14 protein-coding genes are annotated in these 24,231 nt (G+C 71.4%); 10 read left to right on the top strand and 4 right to left on the bottom strand.

What is annotated here, in order from left to right:
* Positions 1–124: 124 nt before the first annotated feature.
* Positions 125–1,831, bottom strand: coding sequence for a serine/threonine-protein kinase (locus AB0D34_RS40790; protein WP_362671655.1), 1,707 nt, complete (start codon positions 1,829–1,831; stop codon positions 125–127).
* Positions 1,832–2,161: 330 nt separating this feature from the next.
* Between AB0D34_RS40790 and AB0D34_RS40785 the strand changes: the two genes are divergently transcribed.
* The 5 genes from AB0D34_RS40785 to AB0D34_RS40765 all read left to right on the top strand — a co-directional run bounded on the left by AB0D34_RS40785 (position 2,162) and on the right by AB0D34_RS40765 (position 12,377).
* A complete protein-coding gene (locus tag AB0D34_RS40785) occupies positions 2,162–6,178 on the top strand; it encodes an FHA domain-containing protein (protein ID WP_362671653.1) in 4,017 nt (1,338 codons plus the stop codon).
* 176 nt (positions 6,179–6,354) lie between these two features.
* Positions 6,355–7,725 (top strand): extracellular solute-binding protein, encoded by a 1,371-nt coding sequence (locus AB0D34_RS40780; RefSeq protein WP_362671651.1) that lies wholly within the window; start codon positions 6,355–6,357, stop codon positions 7,723–7,725.
* Positions 7,726–7,729: 4 nt separating this feature from the next.
* Positions 7,730–9,073, top strand: a complete 1,344-nt coding sequence (locus AB0D34_RS40775; protein ID WP_362671649.1) for a sugar ABC transporter permease — start codon at positions 7,730–7,732, stop codon at positions 9,071–9,073.
* Positions 9,070–9,978: a carbohydrate ABC transporter permease gene (locus tag AB0D34_RS40770; RefSeq protein ID WP_362671646.1), complete on the top strand. Its 909-nt coding sequence runs from the start codon at positions 9,070–9,072 to the stop codon at positions 9,976–9,978. Before AB0D34_RS40775 ends, AB0D34_RS40770 begins: the two co-directional genes overlap by 4 nt.
* Before the next feature lie 140 nt (positions 9,979–10,118).
* Complete coding sequence (locus AB0D34_RS40765) at positions 10,119–12,377, top strand: CDP-glycerol glycerophosphotransferase family protein (RefSeq protein WP_362671644.1); 2,259 nt, start codon at positions 10,119–10,121, stop codon at positions 12,375–12,377.
* A 137-nt stretch (positions 12,378–12,514) separates the two neighbouring features.
* On the opposite strand, the gene AB0D34_RS40760 is transcribed toward AB0D34_RS40765, so the two are convergent.
* A complete protein-coding gene (locus tag AB0D34_RS40760; protein WP_362671641.1) occupies positions 12,515–12,928 on the bottom strand; it encodes an organic hydroperoxide resistance protein in 414 nt (137 codons plus the stop codon).
* Between the two features lie 109 nt (positions 12,929–13,037).
* Here AB0D34_RS40760 and AB0D34_RS40755 point away from each other — a divergent pair, with 109 nt between their 5' ends.
* The 3 genes from AB0D34_RS40755 to galE all read left to right on the top strand — a co-directional run bounded on the left by AB0D34_RS40755 (position 13,038) and on the right by galE (position 15,860).
* Positions 13,038–13,508: a MarR family transcriptional regulator gene (locus tag AB0D34_RS40755; RefSeq protein WP_362671639.1), complete on the top strand. Its 471-nt coding sequence runs from the start codon at positions 13,038–13,040 to the stop codon at positions 13,506–13,508.
* Between the two features lie 76 nt (positions 13,509–13,584).
* Complete coding sequence (locus AB0D34_RS40750) at positions 13,585–14,823, top strand: glycosyltransferase 87 family protein (RefSeq protein ID WP_362671637.1); 1,239 nt, start codon at positions 13,585–13,587, stop codon at positions 14,821–14,823.
* A 56-nt stretch (positions 14,824–14,879) separates the two neighbouring features.
* On the top strand, positions 14,880–15,860 hold the full coding sequence (gene galE, locus AB0D34_RS40745) for a UDP-glucose 4-epimerase GalE (RefSeq protein WP_362671634.1): 981 nt from the start codon (positions 14,880–14,882) through the stop codon (positions 15,858–15,860).
* Between the two features lie 450 nt (positions 15,861–16,310).
* Here galE and AB0D34_RS40740 read toward each other — a convergent pair whose 3' ends face one another.
* Complete coding sequence (locus AB0D34_RS40740; protein WP_362671632.1) at positions 16,311–16,937, bottom strand: TetR/AcrR family transcriptional regulator; 627 nt, start codon at positions 16,935–16,937, stop codon at positions 16,311–16,313.
* Between the two features lie 290 nt (positions 16,938–17,227).
* Between AB0D34_RS40740 and AB0D34_RS40735 the strand changes: the two genes are divergently transcribed.
* Both AB0D34_RS40735 and AB0D34_RS40730 read left to right on the top strand, forming a co-directional pair.
* On the top strand, positions 17,228–18,145 hold the full coding sequence (locus AB0D34_RS40735) for an ABC transporter permease (protein ID WP_362671630.1): 918 nt from the start codon (positions 17,228–17,230) through the stop codon (positions 18,143–18,145).
* Positions 18,138–18,959 carry an ABC transporter ATP-binding protein gene (locus AB0D34_RS40730; RefSeq protein ID WP_362671627.1) on the top strand — a complete coding sequence of 274 codons (822 nt, stop codon included), beginning with the start codon at positions 18,138–18,140 and terminating at the stop codon, positions 18,957–18,959. The genes AB0D34_RS40735 and AB0D34_RS40730 overlap by 8 nt, the downstream gene beginning before the upstream one ends.
* A gap of 73 nt (positions 18,960–19,032) precedes the next feature.
* On the opposite strand, the gene AB0D34_RS40725 is transcribed toward AB0D34_RS40730, so the two are convergent.
* On the bottom strand, positions 19,033–23,985 hold the full coding sequence (locus AB0D34_RS40725; protein ID WP_362671625.1) for an NAD-glutamate dehydrogenase: 4,953 nt from the start codon (positions 23,983–23,985) through the stop codon (positions 19,033–19,035).
* Positions 23,986–24,231 lie beyond the last annotated feature (246 nt).

The following is a 24,231-nucleotide window of genomic DNA, read 5'->3' as shown; positions in this document are numbered from 1 at the left end:
CGATGCTGCGCCATCTGGGGGACGACCCCCAGACCCCCAGCCGATAAAACTACGCGTCGGAAGAGCCAACCTTCACCACGGAGACGGAAATCACCCGCCGGGTGTCGACAAATCCCCAGAGTCGCTACTGCCCCGAGGAGTTACCGCCCAGATCACTGATCCACCCGCTCACCGTGTCGATCATGTCGCCGAGTTGCTGCCAGTAGCTCTTGCCGGTGCCGATCCAGTCCTGGAGCGGGCTCAGCTCCCAGATCAGCCAGCTCGCGACGAACAGGATGACGATCGTGAACAGACAGCCCTTGAGGCAGCCGAGCCCGGGGATCTTCATCGGGTTGGCGCTGCGCTGCCGCGGCTGCCGGGGCTCGCGCGCGGGCCTCTGGGGCTCCTGCGGGGGCGCGTACCGCTGCGGCTGGGGCTGCTGCTGACGGCCGTAACCGCCCTGCGGCGGACGCTGTTGGGGCCGCTGCTGCTGAGGCTGCTGCTGTTGGGGCCGCTGCTGCTGCGGCCTTGCGACCTGCCGCTGGGGGCGGCGGCGCAGCGGGTCCTCGTTGGGGTCGAGGTACTGGACCTGCGTCTGTTCGTTGCGGTCCCGGGCCGCGCGCAGCTGGTTCTGCCAGGGGTGCGGGTCCTCGGGCCCGCCGGGCTGCTGCCCGTGCTGGCCGGGCTGGCCCTGCTGCCCGTACTGCCCCTGCCCCGGCTGCCCGGGCGGCATCGGCGGCATGACGGCCGTCGGGTCGGCCGCGCCGCGGTTCGTCGGGAGTACGGCGGTGGGGTCGGCGGCGCCGACGGGGCTGCCGGGGCCGGTGTGCGGGAGGAAGCTCGTCGCGGCGTTCGGGTCGAAGGCGCCCGCGGCGCCCGCGCCGTGCGGCAGCACCTGCGTCGGGTCGGCGGCACCGGGCGCGTCCGGGACGGCCGCCGGGGCCGGGTCGGGCAGCAGTAGCGCGCCGACGTTCTCCGCCGCGGCGATCTGCGCGGAACTCGCGTGCACACCGATGCCCTCGGCGACGACACGCAGCCCGCGCGCGAGGTTCTCGGCGCTGGGGCGCCGGTCCGGGTTCTTGCTCAGGCAGCGCTCTATGACCGTCCACAGCGGGTCGGGGACCGTGGAGGGGCGGCGCGGTTCGGCGCTCAGGTGCTGGTGCAGGACTTCGAGCGCGGAACCGCCGGCGAACGGCGGTCGGCCGGTGACCAGCTCGTACAGCAGGATGCCGGCGCCGTAGATGTCCACGGCGGAGGTCTGCGGGCGGCCCTCGGCGGACTCGGGAGCGACGTACGCGGGCGTGCCGACGAATTCCTGGGTCCGGGTCAGGCCCGGGGAGTCCGCGAGACGCGCGATGCCGAAGTCGGTCAGGAGCGGGTGCATCTGGCCGCCGTACTGCCGCAGCAGCACGTTGGCCGGCTTGAGGTCGCGGTGGACCACCCCGTCGGCGTGGCTGGCGGCGAGCGCGTCGGCGATCTGGGCGGTGATCAGGGCGGCGCCGACCGGGCTGAAGGGGCCGTTCTCGCGCAGGTAGCGGTGCAGGTCGGGACCCTCGACGAGGTCCATGACCAGGGCGAGCAGATCGCCCTCGACGACCAGGTCACGCACCCGCACGATGTTCGGATGGGTCAGCCTGAGGAGCACGGACCGCTCGCGCAGGAACCGCATCACGATGTCCGGGTCGCTCGCGAGCTCCTCCTTGAGGACCTTGATCGCGACGGTCTCGCCGGGCTGTCCCGGTACGGCGGCCTCGGCGCCCGCGGTCTCCCGCTGGCGGGCCCGCCACACGGTCCCCGTGGCACCGCGTCCGAGCGGCTCCTCGAGGAAGTACTTGCTGCCTACCGGCCGCACGTCTGCACTCCCTGCTGCTTGCTGTCGTTCCGACCCACTGTAGTGCCGCTCCTCCAGGCACTACGTAAGCGTTGCCAAGCATGTTCGAAGGAAAGACGCTCCGCCCGGGTCTTCCGGTTGCCGGAGGTTGACGTGACCGATCTCAAGTGATCGTCGGCGCTGCACTGGTCAGGCACTTTTGGGGGCAGAGCTGACCAATCAAGATCACTTGCCCTCGGGCGGCGGGCGCGTTGTCAGTGGCAGGTGCGAGGATGCCTACCGTCAAGGCCGACGAACTTGGGCGCGTGCTTTTCCGCGAACTCGTCCGCGCAGAAGGGACCGCTGACGGCGATGCAGATCCGGCTGACCGTCGTAGACCCGCTGGGCCCGCCCGACCGGGCCCCGGGCCGCGCCGCGAGCTGCGACGTGCTGGTCACAGCTCCCGTCGGCACAGCGCTGGCCGCGGTGGCGACGGCCCTCGCCTCGGCGGTCGCCGGTGAGGGGGGCGGCTCCCGCGCGGGCGAGACCGAGCGCGGCGGCGGCGCGGTCGTGCTGTACGCGGACGGGGAGCGGCTCGACACCCAGCGCTCCACCTTGGGCGAGCCCCCGCTGGTCGACGGCGCGATCCTGTCCCTGGGGGCCCCGGCGGCCCCCGAACCGCACCCCGAGCTCGACGAGGCCCCCACCCAGCTCCATGTGGTCGCGGGACCCGACGCCGGCGGCGTCCACCTGTTGCACGGCGGCCAGATCCACATCGGCCGCTCCGCCGACGCCGACGTCCCCCTGGACGACCCCGACGTCTCCCGGCTGCACTGCGCGGTCACGGTCGGCGCCGACGGCCGCGTCTCGGTCGCCGACCTCGACTCCACGAACGGCACGACGCTGGACGGCACTCGGGTCGGCACCCGGCCGGTGCGGTTCCCTCCGGGGGCGCTCCTGAGGATCGGCGAGTCGGTCCTCCGGCTGGCCCCGAGCGGCGGCCGGCGGCTGGGGACGGAACCGGACGGGGAGGGGCATGTGCGGGTGGCGCCCGGGGATGCCTCGTCCCTGCCGGACGCGGGCCCGGAGGGCGTGACGCCGGGCGGTGTCGGCCCGGGGCGCGTGGCGCCGGGAGGCTCGGCGGAGACCGGTGCCGCCGCGTATGCGTCGGGCGGCGAAGGGCCGGGGCGTCCGGGACGCATGGCGCAGGGAAGCGCGAGGGAGCGCGGAGGGGCCGCGTACGCGCCTGGCGGCGAGCAGTCGGGCGGCAGAGGCGAGCCCGGCGACACCGCGCATGTGCCGGGCGCGAGCCGCGGGCGCAGGGTCTCGGGGCGTGCCGCAGGTGTCGAGGTCGGCAAAGCCGCGTCGGGCTCGGGCACCGGCCCCGCCTCGGACGCGGCCGACGGTTCGGCACGCGCGCGCGTGGACCGTGACGGCGGCGGCACCCAGGCCCGGCAGCCCACCGACCGGACCCACCACACCTACGGTTCCGCCGGCTGGGGCGCGTCCGGCGGGGCTCCCGCCGGAATGGGGGCGCAGGGCCACGACCCTGTCGAACCGCCGGTCGTCGTACCGGGGCAGGGCGGCGCACCGCGGATCGAGACCCGGGGGGCCGGTGGCGACACCGGCGGCAGGCGTGCGGACAGCGGCCGCGGCACAGGCGCAAGCCCCGGCTCCGGCTCCGGCGGGGACACCCACGCCGGCCCGTTCGGGGTCGGTTCCTTCGACGCGCCTCGCACCGCCGACACCCCCTCGCCGCCCCGGGCCGTACCGCCCGCTCCCACCGACTCCGACGCCCAGGGAACCGGCGGCCGCAAAGGCACCCCCCTGCGCGGGACCGACGTACCCCAGGGTGTGCGGCGGCGTGGCGGGCTCTCCGCGTGGGCCCGGCGCCTGACCGGTGGCCGGGGTGAGCAGGAGGCGGCCGGGCGCGAGCCCTACGACGAGAGGCCGGCGCCCGCTGCCGCGGTCCCGTCGGCCGCGGCGGCCCAGGTGCCCGAGGTCTGGCCGGACCCGGCGGCCCTGCTGCTGACGGCGCTGGGCCCGGGTGCCCGCCTGTGGGAGCGCGGGCCGGGGCATCCGGAGGCCCTCACCGTGCGGCTCGGCACCGCCGACCGGGCGGCGCCCGACGGGTCGGGGCTGTTGCCGGCCGTTCCGGTCACCGCGGATCTGCGCGAGGCCGGGGCGCTCGGGCTCGCCGGTCCGCGCGCGCGGCTGGCCGGGCTGGCCCGCGCGGTGCTGGCGCAGCTCGCCGCCCTGCACGCGCCCGAGACCCTGGAGATCGTCCTGATCAGCGCGGACCGCTCCCGGCCCGCGAAGGAGCGCACCGCCGAGTGGTCGTGGCTCGGCTGGCTGCCCCATGTCCGCCCGGGACACGGCCAGGACTGCCGCCTGCTCCTGGCCCACGACCGCGAACAGGCCGCGGCCCGCACCGACGAACTCCTCCGGCGCCTGGACGACCACCTGACCGACGCGCAGACGGCCCCGGCCGGCAGGGCGATCCCGGCGGCCCGTTCGGCCACCTCGCCGGACCGCCCGAAGAGCCCCCGACGGCCCTCCTGGGCCCGGGACGACGCGGAGGACGAATCGCGCGGCGGTTTCCCCGGGCCGTACACCGTGGTCGTCGTGGACGGCGATCCCGGCGGCGCCGACCTGCGCAAGGCGGTGGCCCGACTCGCCGCGGAGGGCCCCCAGGCCGGCATCCATGTGGTGTGCCTGGCCGAGACGGCCCCGGCCTCCCCCGCGTCCCCGGTGACGGACACCTACGAGGCCGCGTGCGCGGCGGCCCCGACGTTCCGCGAGTGCGGCGCGGTCGGCCTGCTCAGCGGGGACGTGGCGACCGCGTTGCGGCTGATGCGGGTGGCACGGGCGGGAATTCCGGCGGGCGCGGGCAGTCCGGCGGGCGCGGGTGGCAGCGGGCCGGCGGGCGCGGGTGACAGCGGGCCGACGGGTGCGGGCAAGGAAGCCGGGCCCTTCGGGAGCGGACCTGACGTGAAAGCCCCCCGCCCCGCGACTGACGCGGCGCACACAGATCCGGCGGACGCTCACGCCCTCCACCCCACCACCGAGACCGGCCGGCCCACCCCCGTGGGCCACGGCACGGTCGCCGCCGTGGACGCCGTCTCCGCCGCCTGGGCGGAGCGGTTCGCGCGGGCGCTGGCGCCCTTGCGGACGGACGGGGCCGTCGGCGGGCGGCACGCGCGCGTGTCCTCGCCGTTGCCCCAGGCGGCGCGGCTGCTGGACGAACTGGGGCTGGCGAGGGCCACCCCGCCGTCGCTGATGACGCGCTGGGCGGACGCGGCGGACGACCAGGAGTCCCTCGGTGGACGGGCCTGGGCGGTGCTCGGGGCGGGTCCGCGCGGCCCGGTCTGCGCCGACCTGGTCGCCGAGGGCCCGCATCTGCTGATCGAGGGCCCGCCGGGCAGCGGCCGTACGGAACTGCTGCGGGCCGTGGTCGCCTCGCTGGCCGCGGCCGAGCGTCCCGACCGCCTCAGCGTCGTCCTGGTGGACGGCCGGGACAGCGTCGGCGGCGGCGGCCACGGCGAGGGCCTGCGCGTGTGCACCGACGTACCGCATGTGACCACCCACCTCACCGCCAACGACCCGGTACGGATGCGGGAGTTCGCCCAGTCCCTGAGCGCCGAGCTGAAGCGGCGCGCGGAGCTGCTCGGCCGCTCCGACTTCGCGGAGTGGCACACCGGACGGGAGCTGTCGGGCCGTATGGTCAGGCAGCGCACGGCGGCGCCCCGAGGCACGTCGGGCACGCCCGCGGGCAGCCACGGCGCCGACCCGGCAGACGCAGACCTGGACTCCCCGCCCAGCTCCACGATCCGGCTGCGCCCCGCCGCGGCCCGCCGGCAGACGGAGACGGCGCCCCCGCTCCCCCGCCTCGTCGTGATCGTGGACGACCTGGACGCCCTGGTCTCCCCGCCCCTCGGCTCCCCGGGCAGACCGGCCGCCGGCTCGGTCATACGCGCGCTGGAGGCGGTGGCCCGGGAGGGCGAGCGTCTGGGCGTCCACCTGGTGGCCGCGGCCGGTCCGGGCGGCCGTACGGCGGAGTCGGAACCGGCCCGCCGGGCCACCCTCCGCGTCACCCTGGACACCCCGGCCGCGGGCCCGGACGAACCGGCCCCCGGCCGAGGCCGTCTGACCTGGTCGGACGGCCGGGTGACCGCCTTCCAGGCCGGCCGGGTCACCGGCCGCATCCCCCGTACGGCGACCCTGCGTCCCACGGTCGTCCCGCTGGAATGGGAACGCATGGGCGATCCCCCGACCCGCCGCCCGGTCCGGGAACTGGGCAACGGCCCGACGGACCTGGCCCTGCTGGCCAGCGCATTGGAACGGGCTGCGAGGGAAGTCGCAGCGACAGAGGTGCCGTCGCTGCTTTAGCCCAACGGGGCCGCATCTCTTCAGCGGCGTGCCACAACGCGCCCGTACTGGTCACGAGGCAGCAACGATCGTCCGCTTGACAGCCGACGCGCTCTTGCCGACCCCGTTCTCCCGGCGTAGACCAGTTCGCACGGGACACCCTCAACGTTCGACGAGGAACGAGGAACGGGGACGTGATGCGCAGCATGAGCAGCACAAACCGAAAGCCCAGGGCAGCGAAAACCGCGGCCGCCGCCCTCGCGGCCGCCCTCGCCCTCTCGCTCACCGCCTGTGGCGGGGACGACGACAAGAGCAGCGACACCGGCGCGACGGGCGCCAAGGAGACCGGCACCAGCGTCACCCTTCCCAAGCTGAACGGCGAGAGCCTGGAGGTCGCCGCCGTCTGGAGCGGCGCGGAGCAGGCCAACTTCAAGAAGGTCCTCGCGGAGTTCGAGAAGCGCACCGGCGCGAAGGTCTCGTTCGTGCCCGCGCAGGACCCGATCATCAACTTCCTCGGCTCGAAGGTCGCGGGCGGACAGCCGCCGGACATCGCGATGCTGCCGCAGCCCGGCGCGATCAAGCAGGCCGTGGACAAGAAGTGGGCGAAGCCCCTTGGCGCGGAGGCCAAGGCCGAGCTCGCGAAGAACTACTCGCAGGGCTGGCAGGACATCGGCAAGGTGGGCGGCGAGCAGTACGGCGTCTACTACAAGGCCGCCAACAAGTCCCTGATCTGGTACAACGCCAAGGTCTTCGAGAACGCGGGCGCCACCGAGCCGAAGACCTGGGACGAACTGCTGACCACCGCGCAGACGGTCTACGACTCGGGCGTGACCCCGTTCTCGGTGGGCGGCGCCGAGGGCTGGACCCTGACGGACTGGTTCGAGAACATCTACCTCTCCCAGGCGGGCCCGGAGAAGTACGACCAACTGGCCAAGCACGAGATCAAGTGGACGGACCCGTCCGTGAAGGACGCGCTGACCACGCTGGCCCAGGTCTGGGGCAAGAAGGACTACATCGCGACCGGCGCCCTGCAGACGGACTTCCCGGCCTCGGTGACCCAGACCTTCACCGGCGGTGACCAGCCCAAGGCGGCGATGGTCTACGAGGGCGACTTCGCGCAGGTCAACATCCAGACGGCCAAGGCGAAGGTCGGTACCGACGCGAAGGTGTTCCCGTTCCCGAAGGTCGGTGACACCGCTCCCGTGGTCTCCGGCGGCGACGCGGCCGTGATCCTGAAGGACTCCAAGGCGGCGCAGGCCCTTGCGACCTTCCTGGCCTCCCCGGACGCGGCGACGATCCAGGCCAAGCTGGGCGGCTATCTCTCGCCGAACAAGAGCGTCGAGCTCTCGGCGTATCCGAACGCGGTGCAGCAGAAGATCGCCAAGGCCCTGATCGACTCGGGCGACGACTTCCGCTTCGACATGTCCGACCAGGCCCCGCAGGCCTTCGGCGGCACGCCCGGCAAGGGTGAGTGGAAGGCGCTCCAGGACTTCCTGACCAACCCGAAGGACATCGCGGGCACGCAGGCCAAGCTGGAGGCCGACGCGGCGGCCGCCTTCGGGAACTGACGCGATGACGTCGGCCACGGCGGCAGGAGGCCCTCCGGCCCCTGCCGCTCCCAAGTCGCGCAAGAGCGTGACCGGCACACGCAGGACCGTGGCAGTGCTGTTCCTGCTGCCCGCCCTCGTGCTGCTGGGCGCGCTCGTGGTCTACCCGATCGGGTACTCGCTGGTCCGCAGCTTCTACGACCAGTCCGGCGACGGGTTCGCCGGAATCGACAACTACAAGGCGCTGTTCACCGACGACGGCATCCGTACGGCACTGAAGAACAACATCATCTGGGTGGTGTTCGCGCCGACGATCGCCACCGCGCTCGGTCTGATCTTCGCGGTGCTGACCGAACGGGTGCGCTGGGGAACGGCGTTCAAGCTGGTCGTCTTCATGCCGATGGCGATCTCGATGCTGGCGGCGGGCATCATCTTCCGCCTGGTCTACGACCAGGACCCGGACAAGGGGTTCGCGAACGCGGTGTGGGTGGGCGTGCACGACACGTTCGCGCAGGCCTCGGCATTCCCGAAGGCCCACCCGGGCCGGGATTCGCCGCTGGTGGCCCAAGGGGGCGGTTTCGTCACCAAGGCGACCGTCCACACCGGGGGCACGGTCACCCTGCCCCTGGTGGGCGTCGCCCCGGACCAGATGCCGGGCGACGCCAAGAAGGCCGTGGCGCCGCAGGCGGACCCGGGCCGGATCACCGGGACGACCTGGCAGGACTTCACGCGCGGCAAGGGCGTCGGCAAGCTCGGCGGGGTCGACCCGTCCGAACTCGGCTACCCCGGCATGAAGATCGAGGCGGTCAAGGACGGCAAGGTCGTCGAGACGGCGAAGGCCGGCGACGACGGCACGTTCTCCTTCTCCGAGAAGGCCGACGGGGCCCGACTGCGGCTCCCGGCGAGCAACTTCAAGGAGGCCTACAACGGGCTCGACTGGCTCGGCCCGTCGCTGGTGACTCCGGCGATCATCGGGTCGTACATCTGGATGTGGGCCGGTTTCGCGATGGTGCTGATCGCGGCCGGGCTCGCGGGCATCCCCCGCGAACTCCTGGAGGCGGCCCGGGTCGACGGCGCGAGCGAGTGGCAGGTCTTCCGCAGGGTCACGGTGCCCCTCCTCGCGCCCGTCCTCGCGGTCGTCGCCGTGACCCTGATGATCAACGTCCTGAAGATCTTCGACCTGGTCTTCATCATCGCCCCGGGCTCCTCGCAGGACGACGCGAACGTCCTCGCGCTTGAGCTGTACCGCAAGGGCTTCGCCGAGGACCAGCCGGGCATCGCGAGCGCCATCTCGGTGTTCCTGCTGCTGCTGGTGATCCCGGTGATGTGGTTCAACATTCGTCGGCTCAGGCGGGAGGTACGGCGATGACCACGCAGGCCGAAAGGTTTCCGGAGACGGCACCGGCCGACGGGACGAAGGTGAAGCAGTCGCTCGGTTCACGGCTCGTCGAGCGGGTCAGCGGCGGCGTGATCAGCGTTTTCCTCGTGGTCGTCGGTCTGTTCTGGCTGGTGCCGACGATCGGGCTGCTGATCTCCTCGTTGCGCACCCCCGAGGACCTCACCGCGAGCGGCTGGTGGAAGGTCTTCAGCAAGCCCTCTCAGCTCACCTTCGACAGCTACGACAAGCTGCTCCAGAACAGCGACATCACCAGCTCCATCGTCAACACCGTGCTGATCACGGTCCCGGCGACGCTGCTCGTTATCGTCATCGGCGCGCTCGCGGGCTACGCGTTCGCGTGGATGGAGTTCCCGGGCCGCGACTGGTGGTTCATGGGCGTGGTCGGTCTGCTGGTGGTGCCGGTGCAGGTGGCGCTGATCCCGATCGCCGAACTCTTCGGCAAGATCGGCCTGTTCGGCAACATCTTCGGGGTGATCCTCTTCCATGTGGGCTTCGGCCTGCCGTTCGCGGTGTTCCTGCTGCGGAACTTCTTCGCGGAGATCCCCCGTGAACTCCTGGAGGCGGCCAGGCTCGACGGCGCGGGTGAACTGCGCCTGTTCACACGGGTGGTGATGCCGCTCGGCGGGCCCGCGATCGCGAGCCTGGGCATCTTCCAGTTCCTGTGGGTGTGGAACGACATGCTGATCGCCCTGGTGTTCACGGACGCCGACAGCCAGCCGATCACGGTCGCCCTGCAGACCCAGATGCGTGCCTTCGCCGACAATGTCGACGTCCTGGCCCCGGGCGCTTTCATCTCCATGGTGATCCCGCTGATCGTGTTCTTCGCGTTCCAGCGGCAGTTCGTGTCCGGCGTGATGGCGGGCGCGGTCAAGTAGCCCGCACGGAAGCCGACTTGAGGGGGCGGGCCGGCACCGGCCCGCCTCTTCGCGTTCGCCCGAATGCCGTACGGAACGTAACCAAGCGCCTTCTTGGGGCGTTCCCGGGCAGACCGCCCGCGCCGACCCTTGGATGTGCCGTGCCCAGGTTCAGTGTCATCGTCCCCGCGTACAAGGTCCAGGCGTACCTGACCGCCTGCCTGGAATCGGTGCTGTCACAGTCGTACGAGGATCTGGAGCTGATCGCGGTCGACGACCGCTCCCCGGACGCGTGCGGGGCGATCGCCGACGAGTGCGCGGCCCGCGATCCGCGTGTCCGGGTGCTCCACCTGGCGCGGAACCAGGGCCTCGGCCCCGCCCGCAACGCGGGGATCGCCGAGGCGACGGGCGACTACCTGGTGTTCCTCGACGGCGACGACACCCTCGCCCCGCACGCGCTGCGGGCGATCGCCGACCGGCTGAAGGAGACGGGCGAGCCGGACGTCCTGGTCTACGGTCACGCGCTCGCCCACTGGTCGGGCGGGACGGCCGGCGACACCTCGGCGGGAGTGCTCACCGAGCAGGGCCAGGCACCGTTCCGCCTGGAGGACCGCCCGGGGCTGCTGCGGGCGCCGACGGCGGCCTGGAACAAGGCGCACCGCAGGGAGTTCGTCGAACGCGAGGGCCTCACCTTCCCGTCCGGCCACTACGCGGACACGTCCTGGACCCACCCCGCCCTGATGACCGCCGAGTCGATCGCCACCCTGGACCGGGTCTGCGTCCACCACCGGCAGCGGCGGCGGCGCGGGATGCTCGGCGCGGTCGGCCACTTCGATGTCTTCGACCAGTACGACAGGGTCTTCGCGTACGTCGACTCGCGCCCCGAACTCGCCCAGTGGCGGCCGGTGTTGTTCCGCCGGATGGTCGACCATCTCTGGACGGTGTTCACCGAGCCGGACCGGCTCGCGCGCGGCAACCGCGCCGAGTTCCTGCGGCGGGCCCGCGACCACTACCGCGCCCACCGCACCCCGGGCCACCCGGTCCCGGTGCGCTCCCGGCTGCGTCACACGGTGATCCGGCTGGCGCTGTACCGCACCCACCGTTTCATGGCACTGGCCCAGCGGATCGGCCACCGCACCACCAGGCCGGTCGTCCACTTCGCGAAGTCCCTACACACAGCCGCGCTGCGGCTGCACTACCGCGTCCAGCTCCGCCTCCCCCTGCGTGAGGACCGCGCCGCGTTCGCCGCGTACGGGGGCCGCGGGCACGGCTGCAACCCGGGCGCGCTGGAGGAGGCGTTCCGCACCCTCGCCCCGCACATCCGCACCGCGTGGATCGCCCACCCCGAGCACCACCACACCGTCCCGACCGCGACCCGCCGGCTGCGCCCGGGCACGGCCGCCTACTGGACGGCGCTCGCCCGCTCCAAGTACCTCGTGAACAACACCGACTTCGACCGCCGTCTGGTCAAGCGCCCCGGCCAGGTCCTCGTCCAGACCCAACACGGCACGCCCCTCAAGCACATGGGCCTGGACCTCCAGGAACGCCCGGCGGCGGCACGGGACTTGGACTTCGAGCAGATGCTGAGCGGTGTCGACCAGTGGGACTACCTGCTGTCCCCCAACCGCCACACCACCCTGACCTGGGAGCGGGTCTACCCCGGCGACTACACGGTCCTCCCCTACGGCTACCCCCGCAACGACGTGTTCCAGCGGGCGACTTCGGAGGACGTACGGCGACTGCGGGAGTCCCTCGGCATCCCGGAGGGCACGGTCGCGATCCTGTACGCGCCCACCCACCGCGACTACCGCCGCACCCAGCGCCCCACGCTCGACTTCGACCGCTTCCTGCGCCGTCTGGGCCCCCGCTTCGTCGTCCTGGCCCGCGCCCACCACCGGTACGGCGGCCCCCTGGCCTCCCCCGCGACGGCCCGGGTCATCGACGTCACCGACCATCCGAGCGTCGAGTCCCTGTGCCTGGCGTCGGACGCCCTGGTCACCGACTACTCGTCCCTGATGTTCGACTACGCCAACCTGGACCGGCCGATCGTGATCTACGCCGACGACCGGGAGGCGTACGAGGCGGCCCGCGGCACCTACTTCGACCTGCGGTCCTTCGCGCCGGGTGCGGTCGCGCGCAGCGAGGACGAACTGACCGACATCTTCGCCACCGGCCACTGGCGCGGCTCCCGCTCCGCCCAGCTGCGCTCGGCGTTCCGCGAGCGCTTCTGCCCGTACGACGACGGCCGCGCCGCGGAGCGGGTCGTACGCCATGTCGTCCTGGGCGAGACGGGGTTGCCGCCGGTGGTGCCACTGACGGAGCGTCACCCGGTGCCGTCGGCGGCGGCTGCGCTCGACCGGCCACCGCTGCCGACGGTGCCCCGCCCCGCGACGAACACGCCGATCACCGAAACCCTCTAGGGGTCCCGCATGCCGTCCAGCCCGTCGCATCCCACCCCGACCCGGCCGTCCACGTGGCGCCCAACGGGACGCCCGCGCCCTTAGAGGGGCGCGGGCAGTGAGTTGGCTTTTCGGACTGCCGAGTTGGCTTTCCGGACCTACTCGATGACGAGCTCGACCTCGATGTTGCCGCGGGTGGCGTTGGAGTAGGGGCAGACCTGGTGGGCCGACTCGACGAGCTTGCGGCCGGTCTCGGCGTCCACGGTGTCGGGCAGCTCGACGCGGAGGGCGACCTTGAGAGCGAAGCCCTCGCCCTGCTTGCCTATGCCGACCTCGGCGGTGACGGCGGCGTCACTGACATCCACCTTGGCCTGGCGGCCGACGACACCGAGGGCACTGCCGAAACAGGCGGCGTAACCGGCGGCGAACAGCTGCTCCGGGTTAGTGCCCTCTCCGTTGCCGCCCATCTCCACCGGTATGGAGAGGGCCACGTCGATCTTGCCGTCATTGGTGACGGCACGTCCCTCGCGTCCGTGGGTGGCGGTGGCGACTGCGGTGTAGAGCGCGTCCATGGAAATCCATCCCTCTGGGGTGCTGGGGTCAGTCCTGTCGTTGCCACAAGTAGAGCACACAATTCAATTGTGCACAACTAAATCGCGAGTAAGAGTTACCCTTGGGGACATGACCACGCCCGCGACGGACTGGCTCCGGCTCGACCAGCAGATCTGCTTCTCCCTCCACGCCGCGTCCCGCGCCTTCAACGGCGTCTACCGCGGGATCCTCAAGGACCTGGGGCTCACCTACCCCCAGTACCTGGTGATGCTCGTCCTGTGGGAGCACGGCGATCTGCCGGTGAAGACGCTCGGCGAACATCTGCGCCTCGACTCCGGCACCCTGTCCCCCCTGCTCAAACGGCTGGAGGCGGCCGGCCTGGTCCGCCGCGAGCGCAGCACCCGCGACGAGCGCTCGGTCGAGGTGCGGCTGACCGACGAGGGGACGGCACTGCGGGAGAACGCCCTTCAGGTGCCCCGCCGCATCGCCGCCGCGACCGGCTTCGACGTCGACGAGATCCGCGACCTGCGCGCCCGGCTGGACCAGCTCACCTCGATGCTGGACACGGCGGCGCGGATCGAAGCCGCGGGCAACCACTGACGCTTACCGAAAACCAGCGCCGCTTTAGGGCTGCTTCAGGGCTTCCACGGCATATACCCCTCTACGATCCGCCCTGATGACACATCCACGTGCCGCCCTCGCCGCCGCCTGGCTCGCCACCCGCGCCCTGATGCTGTGGCTGCTCACCTATCGCGGGTGGGACGTCGTCGGACGCGAGGTGTGGCAGCTCTACCACCACTGGTACGGCGTCCTCGCGCACGGCGCCTTCCCCGTGCACGACACGCTCTGGCAGTACCCGCCGGGCGCCGGCCCGCTCCTGCTCTCCCCCGGGCTGCTGCCGGGCCTGACGTACTTCCAGGCCTTCGTCGCACTCACCCTCGCCGCCGACGCGGTGGTCGCCCTGGCACTCACCCGCGCGGGCAGCCGCCCCGGCCGCACCCTGCTCGGCGCCACCGTCTGGGTCGGCGGCCTCCCGCTCCTCCTGCACCTCCCGCTCGCCCGCTACGACGTCCAGGTCACCGCCCTCGCGGTGCTCTCCCTCCTGGCCTCCGCGCGCTCCACGCGTGTGTGCGGAACGCTCGCCGCGCTCGGCGCCCTGGTGAAGGTGTGGCCTGTCCTGCTGCTGACAGGCCTCCCGAAGGGCCGGGCGACCAGATCGGCGTGGACCGCGGCCGCGGTGACGGGCACGACGTCCCTGGCCCTCCTCTGCACCCTCTTCGACCACCCCTTCGCCTTCCTGCGCCAACAGGGCGGCAGGGGCGTGCAGATCGAGTCGTTCGGCGGCACGGCACTCGCCCTGGCGCGGCACGCCGGCTGGCCGGGGAAGGTGCGCTACCAGTACGGGGCGCTGGAGTACACGGGACCGTACGTCCCGACGGTCGCGCACGTCTCGCTCGCGCTGAGTGCCGTGTCCCTGGGCCTTCTGCTGCTGTGGCGGGTACGGGCCCGGCTCTGGGGTGAAGCCACGCCCTATGACACAGCGCTCAGCGCCGTGCTGTTGTTCACCGTCACCAGCCGGGTGATCAGCCCCCAGTACATGATCTGGCTGCTGGGCCTGGCCGCCGTGTGCCTGACCTCCCGGCACACCACCCAACGCCCGGTGGCCGCGCTGGTCGTGGCGGCGACGGCGGTGAGCACCCTGGTCTATCCGGTCCTCTACGACGAGGTCATGGACGCCACCTGGACGGGCGTCGCGCTGATGCTGGTGCGCAACGGCCTCCTGGGCGCGGCCGCCGTGCTCTCCTTCACGCGCGTGTGGCGCTCGACGGTTATACCTCCGAAATCGCACATGTCACCCGGTTCACGCGCCGCCACCCCGGTGGCACCCGCGGGTCCCGCCCGCCTGGTTCACTGATACGCGGCCAAGGGCCGACGAACGACACGGGTCAACCGACGAGGGGACGGCCGTACATGACCTGGCTGATCACCGGCGGCGCCGGCTACATCGGGGCGCACGTCGTGAGGGCGATGACCGACGCGGGCGAACAGGCGGTCGTGTACGACGACCTGTCCACCGGCATCGCCGCGCGCGTGCCGGCCGACGTGCCCCTGGTGACGGGCTCCACGCTGGACGCCGAGCGGGTCGCACACACCCTGGCCGACCACGAGGTCACCGGCGTGGTCCACCTGGCGGCGAAGAAGCAGGTCGGCGAGTCGGTGGACCGGCCGCTGCACTACTACCGGGAGAACGTCGAGGGCCTGCGCGTCCTCCTGGAAGCGGTCACGGCGGCCGGGGTCCCCTCCTTCGTCTTCTCCTCCTCCGCGGCGGTGTACGGCATGCCGGACGTCCCGCTCGTGACCGAGGAAACCCCCTGTGTGCCGATGTCCCCGTACGGCGAGACGAAGCTGGCCGGCGAGTGGCTGGTCCGCGCCACGGGCCACGCGACGGGCATCTCCACAGCCTGCCTGCGCTACTTCAACGTGGCCGGCGCGGCGAGCCCCGAGCTGGCCGACACCGGCGTCTACAACCTCATCCCGATGGTCTTCGAGAAGCTCACGGAGAACGCCGCCCCACGCATCTTCGGCGACGACTACGACACCCCCGACGGCACCTGCGTCCGCGACTACATCCACGTCGCCGACCTGGCCGAGGCACACGTGTCGGCCGCCCGCGCCCTCCAGTCCTCCCCCGGCCGCGACCTCACGGTCAACATCGGCCGCGGCGAGGGCGTCTCCGTCCGCGAGATGATCGACCGCATCAACGCCCTCACCGGTTACAACCGCCCCCCGACAGTCACCCCCCGCCGCCCCGGCGACCCGGCCCGCGTCGTCGCCTCCGCCGACCTGGCCGCCACAGAACTGGCCTGGAAGGCGAAGCGCGACGTCCAGGACATGATCGTGTCGGCGTGGGAAGGGTGGGTGCGGTTGCATCCGGAGGCGGGTCGGGGGTAGGGGCACGGCGGCGGGCAGGCTCGGCGGTTCGCCTGTGTCCGACGGCTCGGGCGGGCTCGGCGGCCCCGAGGCTTCACGGCCCCCGCCCGGTCACTGCGGCGCCTCCTGCACCTCAGGCAGTCACGCCATCCAAACCACCCGACCCGCTGCTTGGTCCAACCCGACGCGGCCCCGCCGACTTGGAACCCGGTCCGCGCGGGGACGGCCGGCGTGGCACAGAGCCGTCCCACCCCGGCCGAGGCTTGGTGGCCGTCGGCCCCCGGCCCGCGCGGATCGCCGTGGAGGCTGGGCATTAGCCTGCGCGGATGGTCGTTCGCCGCGTCACCCGCGTCACGGCCAAACGACCGCTGTCGCCGCTCCGGCGGGACGGACTGATCGCCCCGTGGAGAACCGCCGCCGGGTCCACGTACTCGCCCCGAACTCCTGGACCGGCCGACGGCCCACTGAGGCTCAGAGCGCCTTCAGTGCCTCCGTCGTCGCCCGGGCCAGCGCCGCGAGGTACCCCTTCGGCAGCTTCGGGCTGCGGATCACCACCGAGCGCCAGTACAGCGGGCCGGAGATCAGATCGAGGGCCAGTTCGTCGTTGAAGCCGGAGCGGAGCTCACCGCGCTGCTCCGCCGACGTGATGATCTTGCTGGCGACACCCTCCTGCCCCTTCTGCAACGCGTTCTGCAGGGCTTCGGCGATCTCGGGATTACGGGCCGCCTCGGCCTGGAGGTCCGGGATGATCTGCGAGGCCACCGGGTGCCGCAGCGCCCGGGACGTCACCTCGTACAGCATCCGCAGGTCGTCCTCCAGCGAGCCCGTGTCCGGCACCGGCAGGCCCAGCACCGCGATCTCCGAGACGACATCGAGGACCAGGTGCAGCTTGGACCGCCAGCGACGATAGACCGCGGTCTTGCCGACGCCCGCGCGGCGCGCGATGCCCTCGATCGACATCCGCGCGTATCCGACGGCCGCGAGCTCCTCGAAGACGGCCGCCCGAATGGCTTCCGTCACATCCTCGCGGAGTACGGCGGCCCCTGCCGGGGCACGGCGGCGCGGACGGGTCTGCGGCGCGTCGGCGTTGGTCGTCATGCGGTCCAGCATAGGGCGTAGCGACGAAACGGTGCCGTTCCGACGCGGGTCGTTACGACGAAACGGTCTCGTTCCGGCGAAGGCCGTGACGACGATACGGTTACGTTCCATCGTCATTCGTCACGACGAAACGGTTGCGTTCCGACGCTGAATCGTCCTACGCTCACGTTGCGACGATACGGTCCCGTCCCGACGTAAGAAAACGTGAAGAGTCACGTAAGGAAACGTCAGGTGACGAACCCACCCGCCGCACGCGCCCCACCTCCACCCCCCGAGCGAAAGCAGCGGATGTGAGCCAGGTCCTCGACACACCGCCCCCGACAGCGGCCCCGACCGACGACGACCTCGCGGCCCTGGCCGCCCGGCACGGCCTCACGGTCAGCGGTGCCCGTCCCTCCCTGCCCGCGTACGTCCGCCAGTTGTGGGCCCGGCGTCACTTCATCACCGCGTTCGCCACCGCCAAGCTCACCGCGCAGTACAGCCAGGCGAAGCTGGGCCAGGTCTGGCAGGTCATGACCCCGCTGCTGAACGCGGCGGTGTACTACTTCATCTTCGGCGTGCTGCTGGGCACCAAGCGGAACGTGCCGGACTACGTCCCGTTCCTGGTCACGGGCGTGTTCATCTGGACGTTCACGCAGAGCTCGATCATGGCGGGCACCCGAGCGATCGCCGGCAACCTCGGCCTCGTGCGCGCCCTGCACTTCCCTCGGGCCGCGCTGCCGATCTCGTTCGCCCTCCAGCAGCTCCAGCAGCTGCTGTTCTCGATGGCCGCCCTGGTCGTGATCCTGCTCTGCTTCGGTGTCCCGGTCGCCGCGTCCTGGCTGCTGGCGATCCCGGCGCTGGTACTGCAGTCCACGTTCAACGCGGGCGTCTCGATGATCATGGCGCGGATGGGCGCCAAGACACCGGACATCGCGCAGCTCATGCCGTTCATCCTGCGCACGTGGATGTACGTCTCCGGCGTGATGTGGAGCATCGACAAGCTGGCCAAGGGCCACCACGACTGGCCGTCCTGGGTGGTTCCCGTCCTCCAGGCCAACCCGGCCGCCGTGTACATCGACCTGATGCGCTACTCCCTGATCGACAGCTTCCACGCGAGCCAGCTGCCGCACCACGTGTGGGCGATCGCGGTGGGCTGGGCGCTGGTCGCCGGCGTCGGCGGCTTCATCTACTTCTGGAAGGCTGAGGAGACGTACGGCCGTGGCTGACATCGACAACGACCTGGTCCCCACCGTCGTCGCCCACGGCGTCGACATCATCTACCGCGTCAACGGCACCGGCGCCGGCAAGGGCTCCGCCACCGCCGCCCTCAACCGCATGCTGCGCCGGGGACAGGCCGAGAAGGCGGCGGGCGTCCGCAAGGTGCACGCCGTCAAGAACGTCTCCTTCGTCGCGTACAAGGGCGAGGCGATCGGCCTGATCGGCACCAACGGCTCCGGCAAGTCGACCCTGCTCAAGGCGGTCGCGGGCCTGCTCCCGGTGGAGAACGGCCGTATCTACACCCACGGCCAGCCCTCCCTGCTCGGCGTCAACGCGGCCCTGATGAACGACCTGACCGGCGAGCGCAACGTCTATCTCGGCGGCCTCGCCATGGGCATGTCCCGCGAGCAGGTCAGGGACCGCTACGAGGAGATCGTCGACTTCTCCGGCATCAACGAGAAGGGTGACTTCATCACCCTCCCGATGCGCACCTACTCCTCCGGTATGGCGGCCCGGCTGCGCTTCTCCATCGCCGCCGCCAAGGACCACGACGTCCTCCTCATCGACGAGGCCCTCGCCACCGGCGACCGCTCCTTCCAGAAGCGTTCCGAGGAGCGCATCCGCGAGCTGCGCAAGCACGCGGGCACGGTCTTCCTGGTCAGCCACAGCAACAAGTCCATCCGCGACACCTGCGACCGCGTGCTCTGGCTGGAGCGCGGCGAACTGCGCATGGACGGCCCGACCGACGAGGTGCTGGCTGCCTACGAGGACTTCACGGGCGGCCCGGACAAGGACAGGGCGAAGGCCAAGGCGGCCGCCTGAGCCACGGCCCCTGCTCTACGACGACGAGGGCGCCCGGGACTTCACGGTCCCGGGCGCCCTCGTCGTCGTACCCCTATGAATGCTGCCGCAGCAGCGTCCGCATCGTGCGCATCGCCACCGACAGGTTGGCGAGGTCGAAGGCGTCCGAGCCCTGGATCTCCTCCAGGGTGGTGCGGGCCCGGCCCAGGATCGGGGCGTTCTTCTCCTCCCAGGCCTTGAAGCGCTGCTCGGGGGTGGACGTGCCGTTGCCCACCGCCAGCACGTCGGCCGTCAGCGACGAGTGGGCCGCGTACAGGTCCTCGCGGATGGAGGCGCGGGCCATGGACTGCCAGCGGTCGGCGCGGGGCAGCTCGATGATGCGGTCCATGAGCTGGGTGATGTGGAGGCGGTCGGCGAGGTCGTAGTACACCTCGGCCACGTCCATCGGGTCCCGGCCCATGCGGTCGGCCACCGAGACGATGTCCAGCGTCGGGAAGGCCGAGGAGAATCCGGCCACGCGCGTGGCGAGTTCGTCCGGGACGCCGGCGCCGGTCAGCTCGTCGTAGATCTTCTGGTACCACTCCAGGTCGGCGCCCCGCAGCAGCTTCGGCAGCTGCGACCACACCAGTTCGACGCGGTCGTCGAAGAACTCGACGGTCTCGGCGAGCTGGAGCGGCTGCGGCCGGTTGTTGAGCAGCCAGCGCGTGCCGCGTTCGACGAGGCGGCGGGAGTGCAGCCGGATGCGGGTCTGTACGGCGGCCTCGACGCGGTTGTCGAGCGACTCGACGCCGTCCCACACGACGCCGGAGCGGAAGATCGCGCGGGCCACGGTCTGCGCCCGGACGATCTCCTCCAGCGACGCGCCGGTCTCCTCGCGGAGGCGGTGCAGATAGGTCGTACCGCCGGTGTTGACCGTGTCGTTGACCAGGACGGTCGTGGTGATCTCGCGGTGCAGCGGGTGGTTGTCGATGTACTCGGGGAACTTCTCGCGCAGCGCGGCCGGGAAGTACGTGTGCAGCAGGCCGTGCAGGTACGGGTCGTCAGGGAGCGAGGTGTGCAGCAGTTCCTCGGCAACCGTGATCTTGGTGTACGCCAGCAGGACGGCCGTCTCCGGGCTGGTCAGGCCCTGTGCGGTGTTCAGCCGCTCGCGGATCTGACGGTCGGTGGGCAGGAACTCCAGGGCCCGGTCGAGGTGGCCCTCACGCACCAGGTGGCGCATGAAGCGCTGCTGGGCGTGGAGCATGTCCTTGGACTGGGCGAGGGCGTTGGCGATCGCGGTGTTCTGCGCGTAGTTGTTGCGCAGGACCAGGCGGCCGACCTCGTCGGTCATCTCGGCGAGCAGCTTGTTGCGCTGCTTGACCGTCATGTCGCCCTCGGTGACCAGGCCGTTGAGCAGGATCTTGATGTTCACCTCGTGGTCGGAGGTGTCCACGCCCGCGCTGTTGTCGATGGCGTCGGTGTTGATCTTCCCGCCGTGCAGCGCGAACTCGATCCGGCCGAGCTGGGTCAGGCCCAGGTTGCCGCCCTCGCCGACGACCCGCACGCGCAGGTCGGCGCCGTCGACGCGGATCGGGTCGTTGGCCTTGTCACCGACGTCCGCGTGGGTCTCGGTCGACGCCTTCACGTAGGTGCCGATGCCGCCGTTCCACAGCAGGTCCACCGGCGCCTTGAGGATCGCCTTCATCAGGTCGGCCGGGGTCATCTTGGTGATCTTGTCCTCGATGCCGAGGGCCTCGCGGACGTGGGCGTTGACCGGGATGGACTTGGCGGTACGGGGGAAGATTCCGCCGCCCGTCGAGATCAGCTCGGTGTCGTAGTCGGCCCAGCTGGAGCGCGGGAGGTCGAAGATGCGGCGGCGCTCGGCGTAGGAGGTGGCCGCGTCGGGCTTCGGGTCGATGAAGATGTGCCGGTGGTCGAAGGCGGCGACCAGGCGGATGTGCTCGCTCAGCAGCATGCCGTTGCCGAACACGTCACCGGACATGTCGCCGATGCCGACGACGGTGAAGTCCTCGGACTGGGTGTCGAGGGCCAGCTCGCGGAAGTGCCGCTTGACGGACTCCCAGGCGCCGCGGGCGGTGATGCCCATGCCCTTGTGGTCGTAGCCGGCCGAGCCGCCGGAGGCGAAGGCGTCGCCCAGCCAGAAGTTGTACGACTCCGCGACCCCGTTGGCGATGTCCGAGAACGTCGCCGTGCCCTTGTCGGCCGCGACCACCAGGTAGGTGTCGTCCTCGTCGTGCCGCACGACGTCGGCCGGGGGCACGACTTCGCCGGCCACCATGTTGTCGGTGATGTCGAGCAGCGCCGAGATGAACATCTTGTAGCTGGCGATGCCCTCGGCCAGCCAGGCGTCCCGGTTCACGCTCGGGTCCGGCAGCTGCTTGGCGACGAAGCCGCCCTTGGCGCCGACCGGCACGATGACGGTGTTCTTCACCATCTGCGCCTTGACCAGGCCGAGGATCTCGGTGCGGAAGTCCTCACGCCTGTCGGACCAGCGCAGGCCTCCGCGCGCGACCTTGCCGAAGCGCAGGTGCACGCCCTCGACGCGCGGCGAGTAGACCCAGATCTCGAACGCCGGGCGCGGGGCCGGGAGGTCGGGGATGGCCTGCGGGTCGAACTTCATGGAGATGTAGTCGTGCGGCAGGCCGCCCGCGGCCTCCTGGAAGAAGTTCGTCCGCAGGGTCGCCTTGATGACGGTCAGGAAGGACCGGAGGATCCTGTCCTCGTCCAGCGAGGCCACCTGGTCCAGGGCCGCGTCGAGCTCCTCCAGGAGGGCGTCGACCAGTTCGTGCCCGGCGCGCTGCCGGTCCGGCGACATCCGCGCCTCGAACAGGGAGACGAGCAGCCGGGTGGTGTGGACGTTGTTGCGGAGCGTGTCCTCCATGTAGTCCTGCGAGAACGTGGAGCCCGCCTGGCGCAGGTACTTGGCGTACGCCCGCAGCACCATCGCCTGGCGCCAGTTCAGACCGGCGCTGAGCACCAGGGCGTTGAAGCCGTCGTTCTCGGCCTTGCCGGTCCAGGTGGCGGAGAAGGCCTCCTGGAAGCGCTCGCGGCCGTCGTCGCCGAGATAGTCCCCGCCGCCGTTCTGCGACTTGGGCATGCGCAGGCCGAAGTCGTAGATCCAGGCGACGCTCCGGTCCGAGCAGCGCAGTTCGTAGGGCCGCTCGTCCATGACCTCGACGCCGAGCCGGTTGAGGACCGGCAGGACGGCGGACAGGGAGATGGCGTCGCCCTTGCGGTAGATCTTGAAACGGCGCTCCTCGGGGGCGGCGCCCACCGGCTCGTACAGGCTCAGCGCGAAGGAGTTCTCCTCGGTGAGCCGCTCCACGTGGACGAGGTCGGCGACCGCGGAGCGCGGGGTGTGGTCGGCCTTGTAGCCCTCGGGGAAGGCGTTGCCGTAGCGGCGGGTCAGTTCGGCCGCGCGCTCCTCGCCCAGCTCGGCGTTGAGCGCCTCGACCCAGCCGTCGGCCCAGGAGCGGGCGGCCTCGACCAGTCGGGCCTCGATGCGCTCCTTGTCGCCGTCGCTGAGCTGCGGCAGCTCGGTGCCCTGCGGGACGCGGACCACGAAGTGCAGCCGGGACAGGATCGACTCGGTGTTCCAGGCGGTGAAGTCGACGCTGATGCCGTCGAGTTCCTCCTTCAGGATGTCGATGATCCTGAGGCGCACGCCGGTGGTGTAGCGGTCGCGGGGCAGGTAGACGAGGGCCGAGTAGTAGCGGCCGTACTCGTCCTGGCGCAGGTAGAGCCGCAGCCGGCGCCGCTCCTGGAGGTACAGGACGGAGGTGGCGATGGACTCGAGCTCGTCAGCCGGGGTCTGGAAGAGCTCGTCGCGCGGGTAGGTCTCCAGGATCTGGAGCAGGTCGCGCCCGTCGTGGCTGTTGGGCGAGAAACCAGCCCTTTCGAGCACCTCGTCCACCTTGCGCCGAATGACCGGAACCCGGCGCACCGACTCGGTGTAGGCGGCGGAGGAGAACAGACCGAGGAAACGCCGCTCGCCGACGACATTGCCGTCCGCGTCGAACTTCTTGACCCCGATGTAGTCGAGATACGACGGCCTGTGCACCGTCGCACGGCTGTTCGCCTTGGTCAGCACGAGCAGCTTGTGCTCACGTGCCTTCGCGCGCGCGTCGGCGGGCAGCCGCTCGAAGGACGGGCTGACCGGGTGGCCCTCCTCGCCGGCGTGGTGCGGGTCGGAGCGCAGGATGCCGAGGCCGGTGCCGGGGACGGCGGCGAGGGAGTCGTCCGCCCGGAGTTGGTACTCCCGGTAGCCGAGGAAGGTGAAGTGGTCGTCGGCCAGCCAGCGCAGCAGCTCGCGGGCCTCCTCGATCTCCATGTCGCGCAGATCGGTGGCGACGGGCTCGGCGGGCAGTTCGTCGGCCATCCGCAGGGCCGCGTCCCGCATCTTCTCCCAGTCCTCGACGGCCTCCCGGACGTCGGACAGGACACGCAGCAGGTCGTGGGTGATCTGCTTGAGGTCGGCGCGGTCGGTCTCGCGGTCGATCTCGACGTGGATCCAGGACTCGGTGTGCGCGTCGTGCGGGAGGTCACCGGCGGCGGGCGGGGCAGTGAGGATTTCGATCAGCTTGCCGGTGAGGTCGCGCCGGACGACGACCTGGGGGTGGATGACGACATGGATGCCGCGGCCCTGCCGGGTCAGCTCATTGGTGACGGAGTCGACGAGGAAGGGCATGTCGTCGGTGACGACCTCGACGACCGAGTGGGTGCACATCCACCCGTTCTCCTCCACCGTGGGCGTGTGGACCCGCACATTGGCCGTGCCCTGCGGGCGGTTCTCGCCCAGCCGGAAGTGCGAGAGCGCGGCTCCGTAGACATCGATCGGGTCGCGGGAGGTCAGGTCCTCCGGGGCGGTGTGCAGGTAGTAGCGCTGGAGGAACGCGAGCACGGTCTCGCTGTCCGGGGTGTCCGGAGTGCGCGGGGTGTCCTCGTCGGTCGTCCCAGTCGGTAGGTGCCCCCCGACCGGGCTGTTCTCAGCTACCCGTGCAGCCCTCTCGAGCAGCTCGGCCTTGGCTTCGTCCAGCTTGGTCTGCATTGTCCTCTGACTCCTGTCGCGCGCCGTTGCGTGACGTAGAAGGAAGTACGGTCTCTTCCCCTGCGGCTCGACGCCACGGCCCGGGGTCTCCGGTCTGCTCCGACGCTATGCCGCAAGGTGAGATGAGCGGGGGGATATCAGCCATTCTCGACACGCCCGCCAGGTGTGACGCTGCTCTCTGCCGCGCCGCTGACGAGGGTGTACTCGGCGTCATGAGGGCCCCTACGACCCCGTCCCGCCCGCGAG

It is taken from the genome of Streptomyces sp. NPDC048420 (assembly GCF_040651535.1).
GTDB lineage: Bacteria > Actinomycetota > Actinomycetes > Streptomycetales > Streptomycetaceae > Streptomyces.
Note: the sequence above shows the minus strand (reverse complement) of the source record. Positions and strands in the feature narration are given on the sequence as shown.

What these genes read in the sequence shown, in the direction of transcription:
- AB0D34_RS40785 (WP_362671653.1), top strand. Translation starts at nt 2,162, where the DNA reads ATGCAGATCCGGCTGACCGTCGTAGACCCGCTGGGCCCGCCCGACCGG.
- AB0D34_RS40780 (WP_362671651.1), top strand. Translation starts at nt 6,355, where the DNA reads ATGCGCAGCATGAGCAGCACAAACCGAAAGCCCAGGGCAGCGAAAACC.
- AB0D34_RS40775 (WP_362671649.1), top strand. Translation starts at nt 7,730, where the DNA reads ATGACGTCGGCCACGGCGGCAGGAGGCCCTCCGGCCCCTGCCGCTCCC.
- AB0D34_RS40770 (WP_362671646.1), top strand. Translation starts at nt 9,070, where the DNA reads ATGACCACGCAGGCCGAAAGGTTTCCGGAGACGGCACCGGCCGACGGG.
- AB0D34_RS40760 (WP_362671641.1), bottom strand. Translation starts at nt 12,928, where the DNA reads ATGGACGCGCTCTACACCGCAGTCGCCACCGCCACCCACGGACGCGAG.
- AB0D34_RS40755 (WP_362671639.1), top strand. Translation starts at nt 13,038, where the DNA reads ATGACCACGCCCGCGACGGACTGGCTCCGGCTCGACCAGCAGATCTGC.
- AB0D34_RS40750 (WP_362671637.1), top strand. Translation starts at nt 13,585, where the DNA reads ATGACACATCCACGTGCCGCCCTCGCCGCCGCCTGGCTCGCCACCCGC.
- galE (WP_362671634.1), top strand. Translation starts at nt 14,880, where the DNA reads ATGACCTGGCTGATCACCGGCGGCGCCGGCTACATCGGGGCGCACGTC.
- AB0D34_RS40740 (WP_362671632.1), bottom strand. Translation starts at nt 16,937, where the DNA reads ATGACGACCAACGCCGACGCGCCGCAGACCCGTCCGCGCCGCCGTGCC.
- AB0D34_RS40725 (WP_362671625.1), bottom strand. Translation starts at nt 23,985, where the DNA reads ATGCAGACCAAGCTGGACGAAGCCAAGGCCGAGCTGCTCGAGAGGGCT.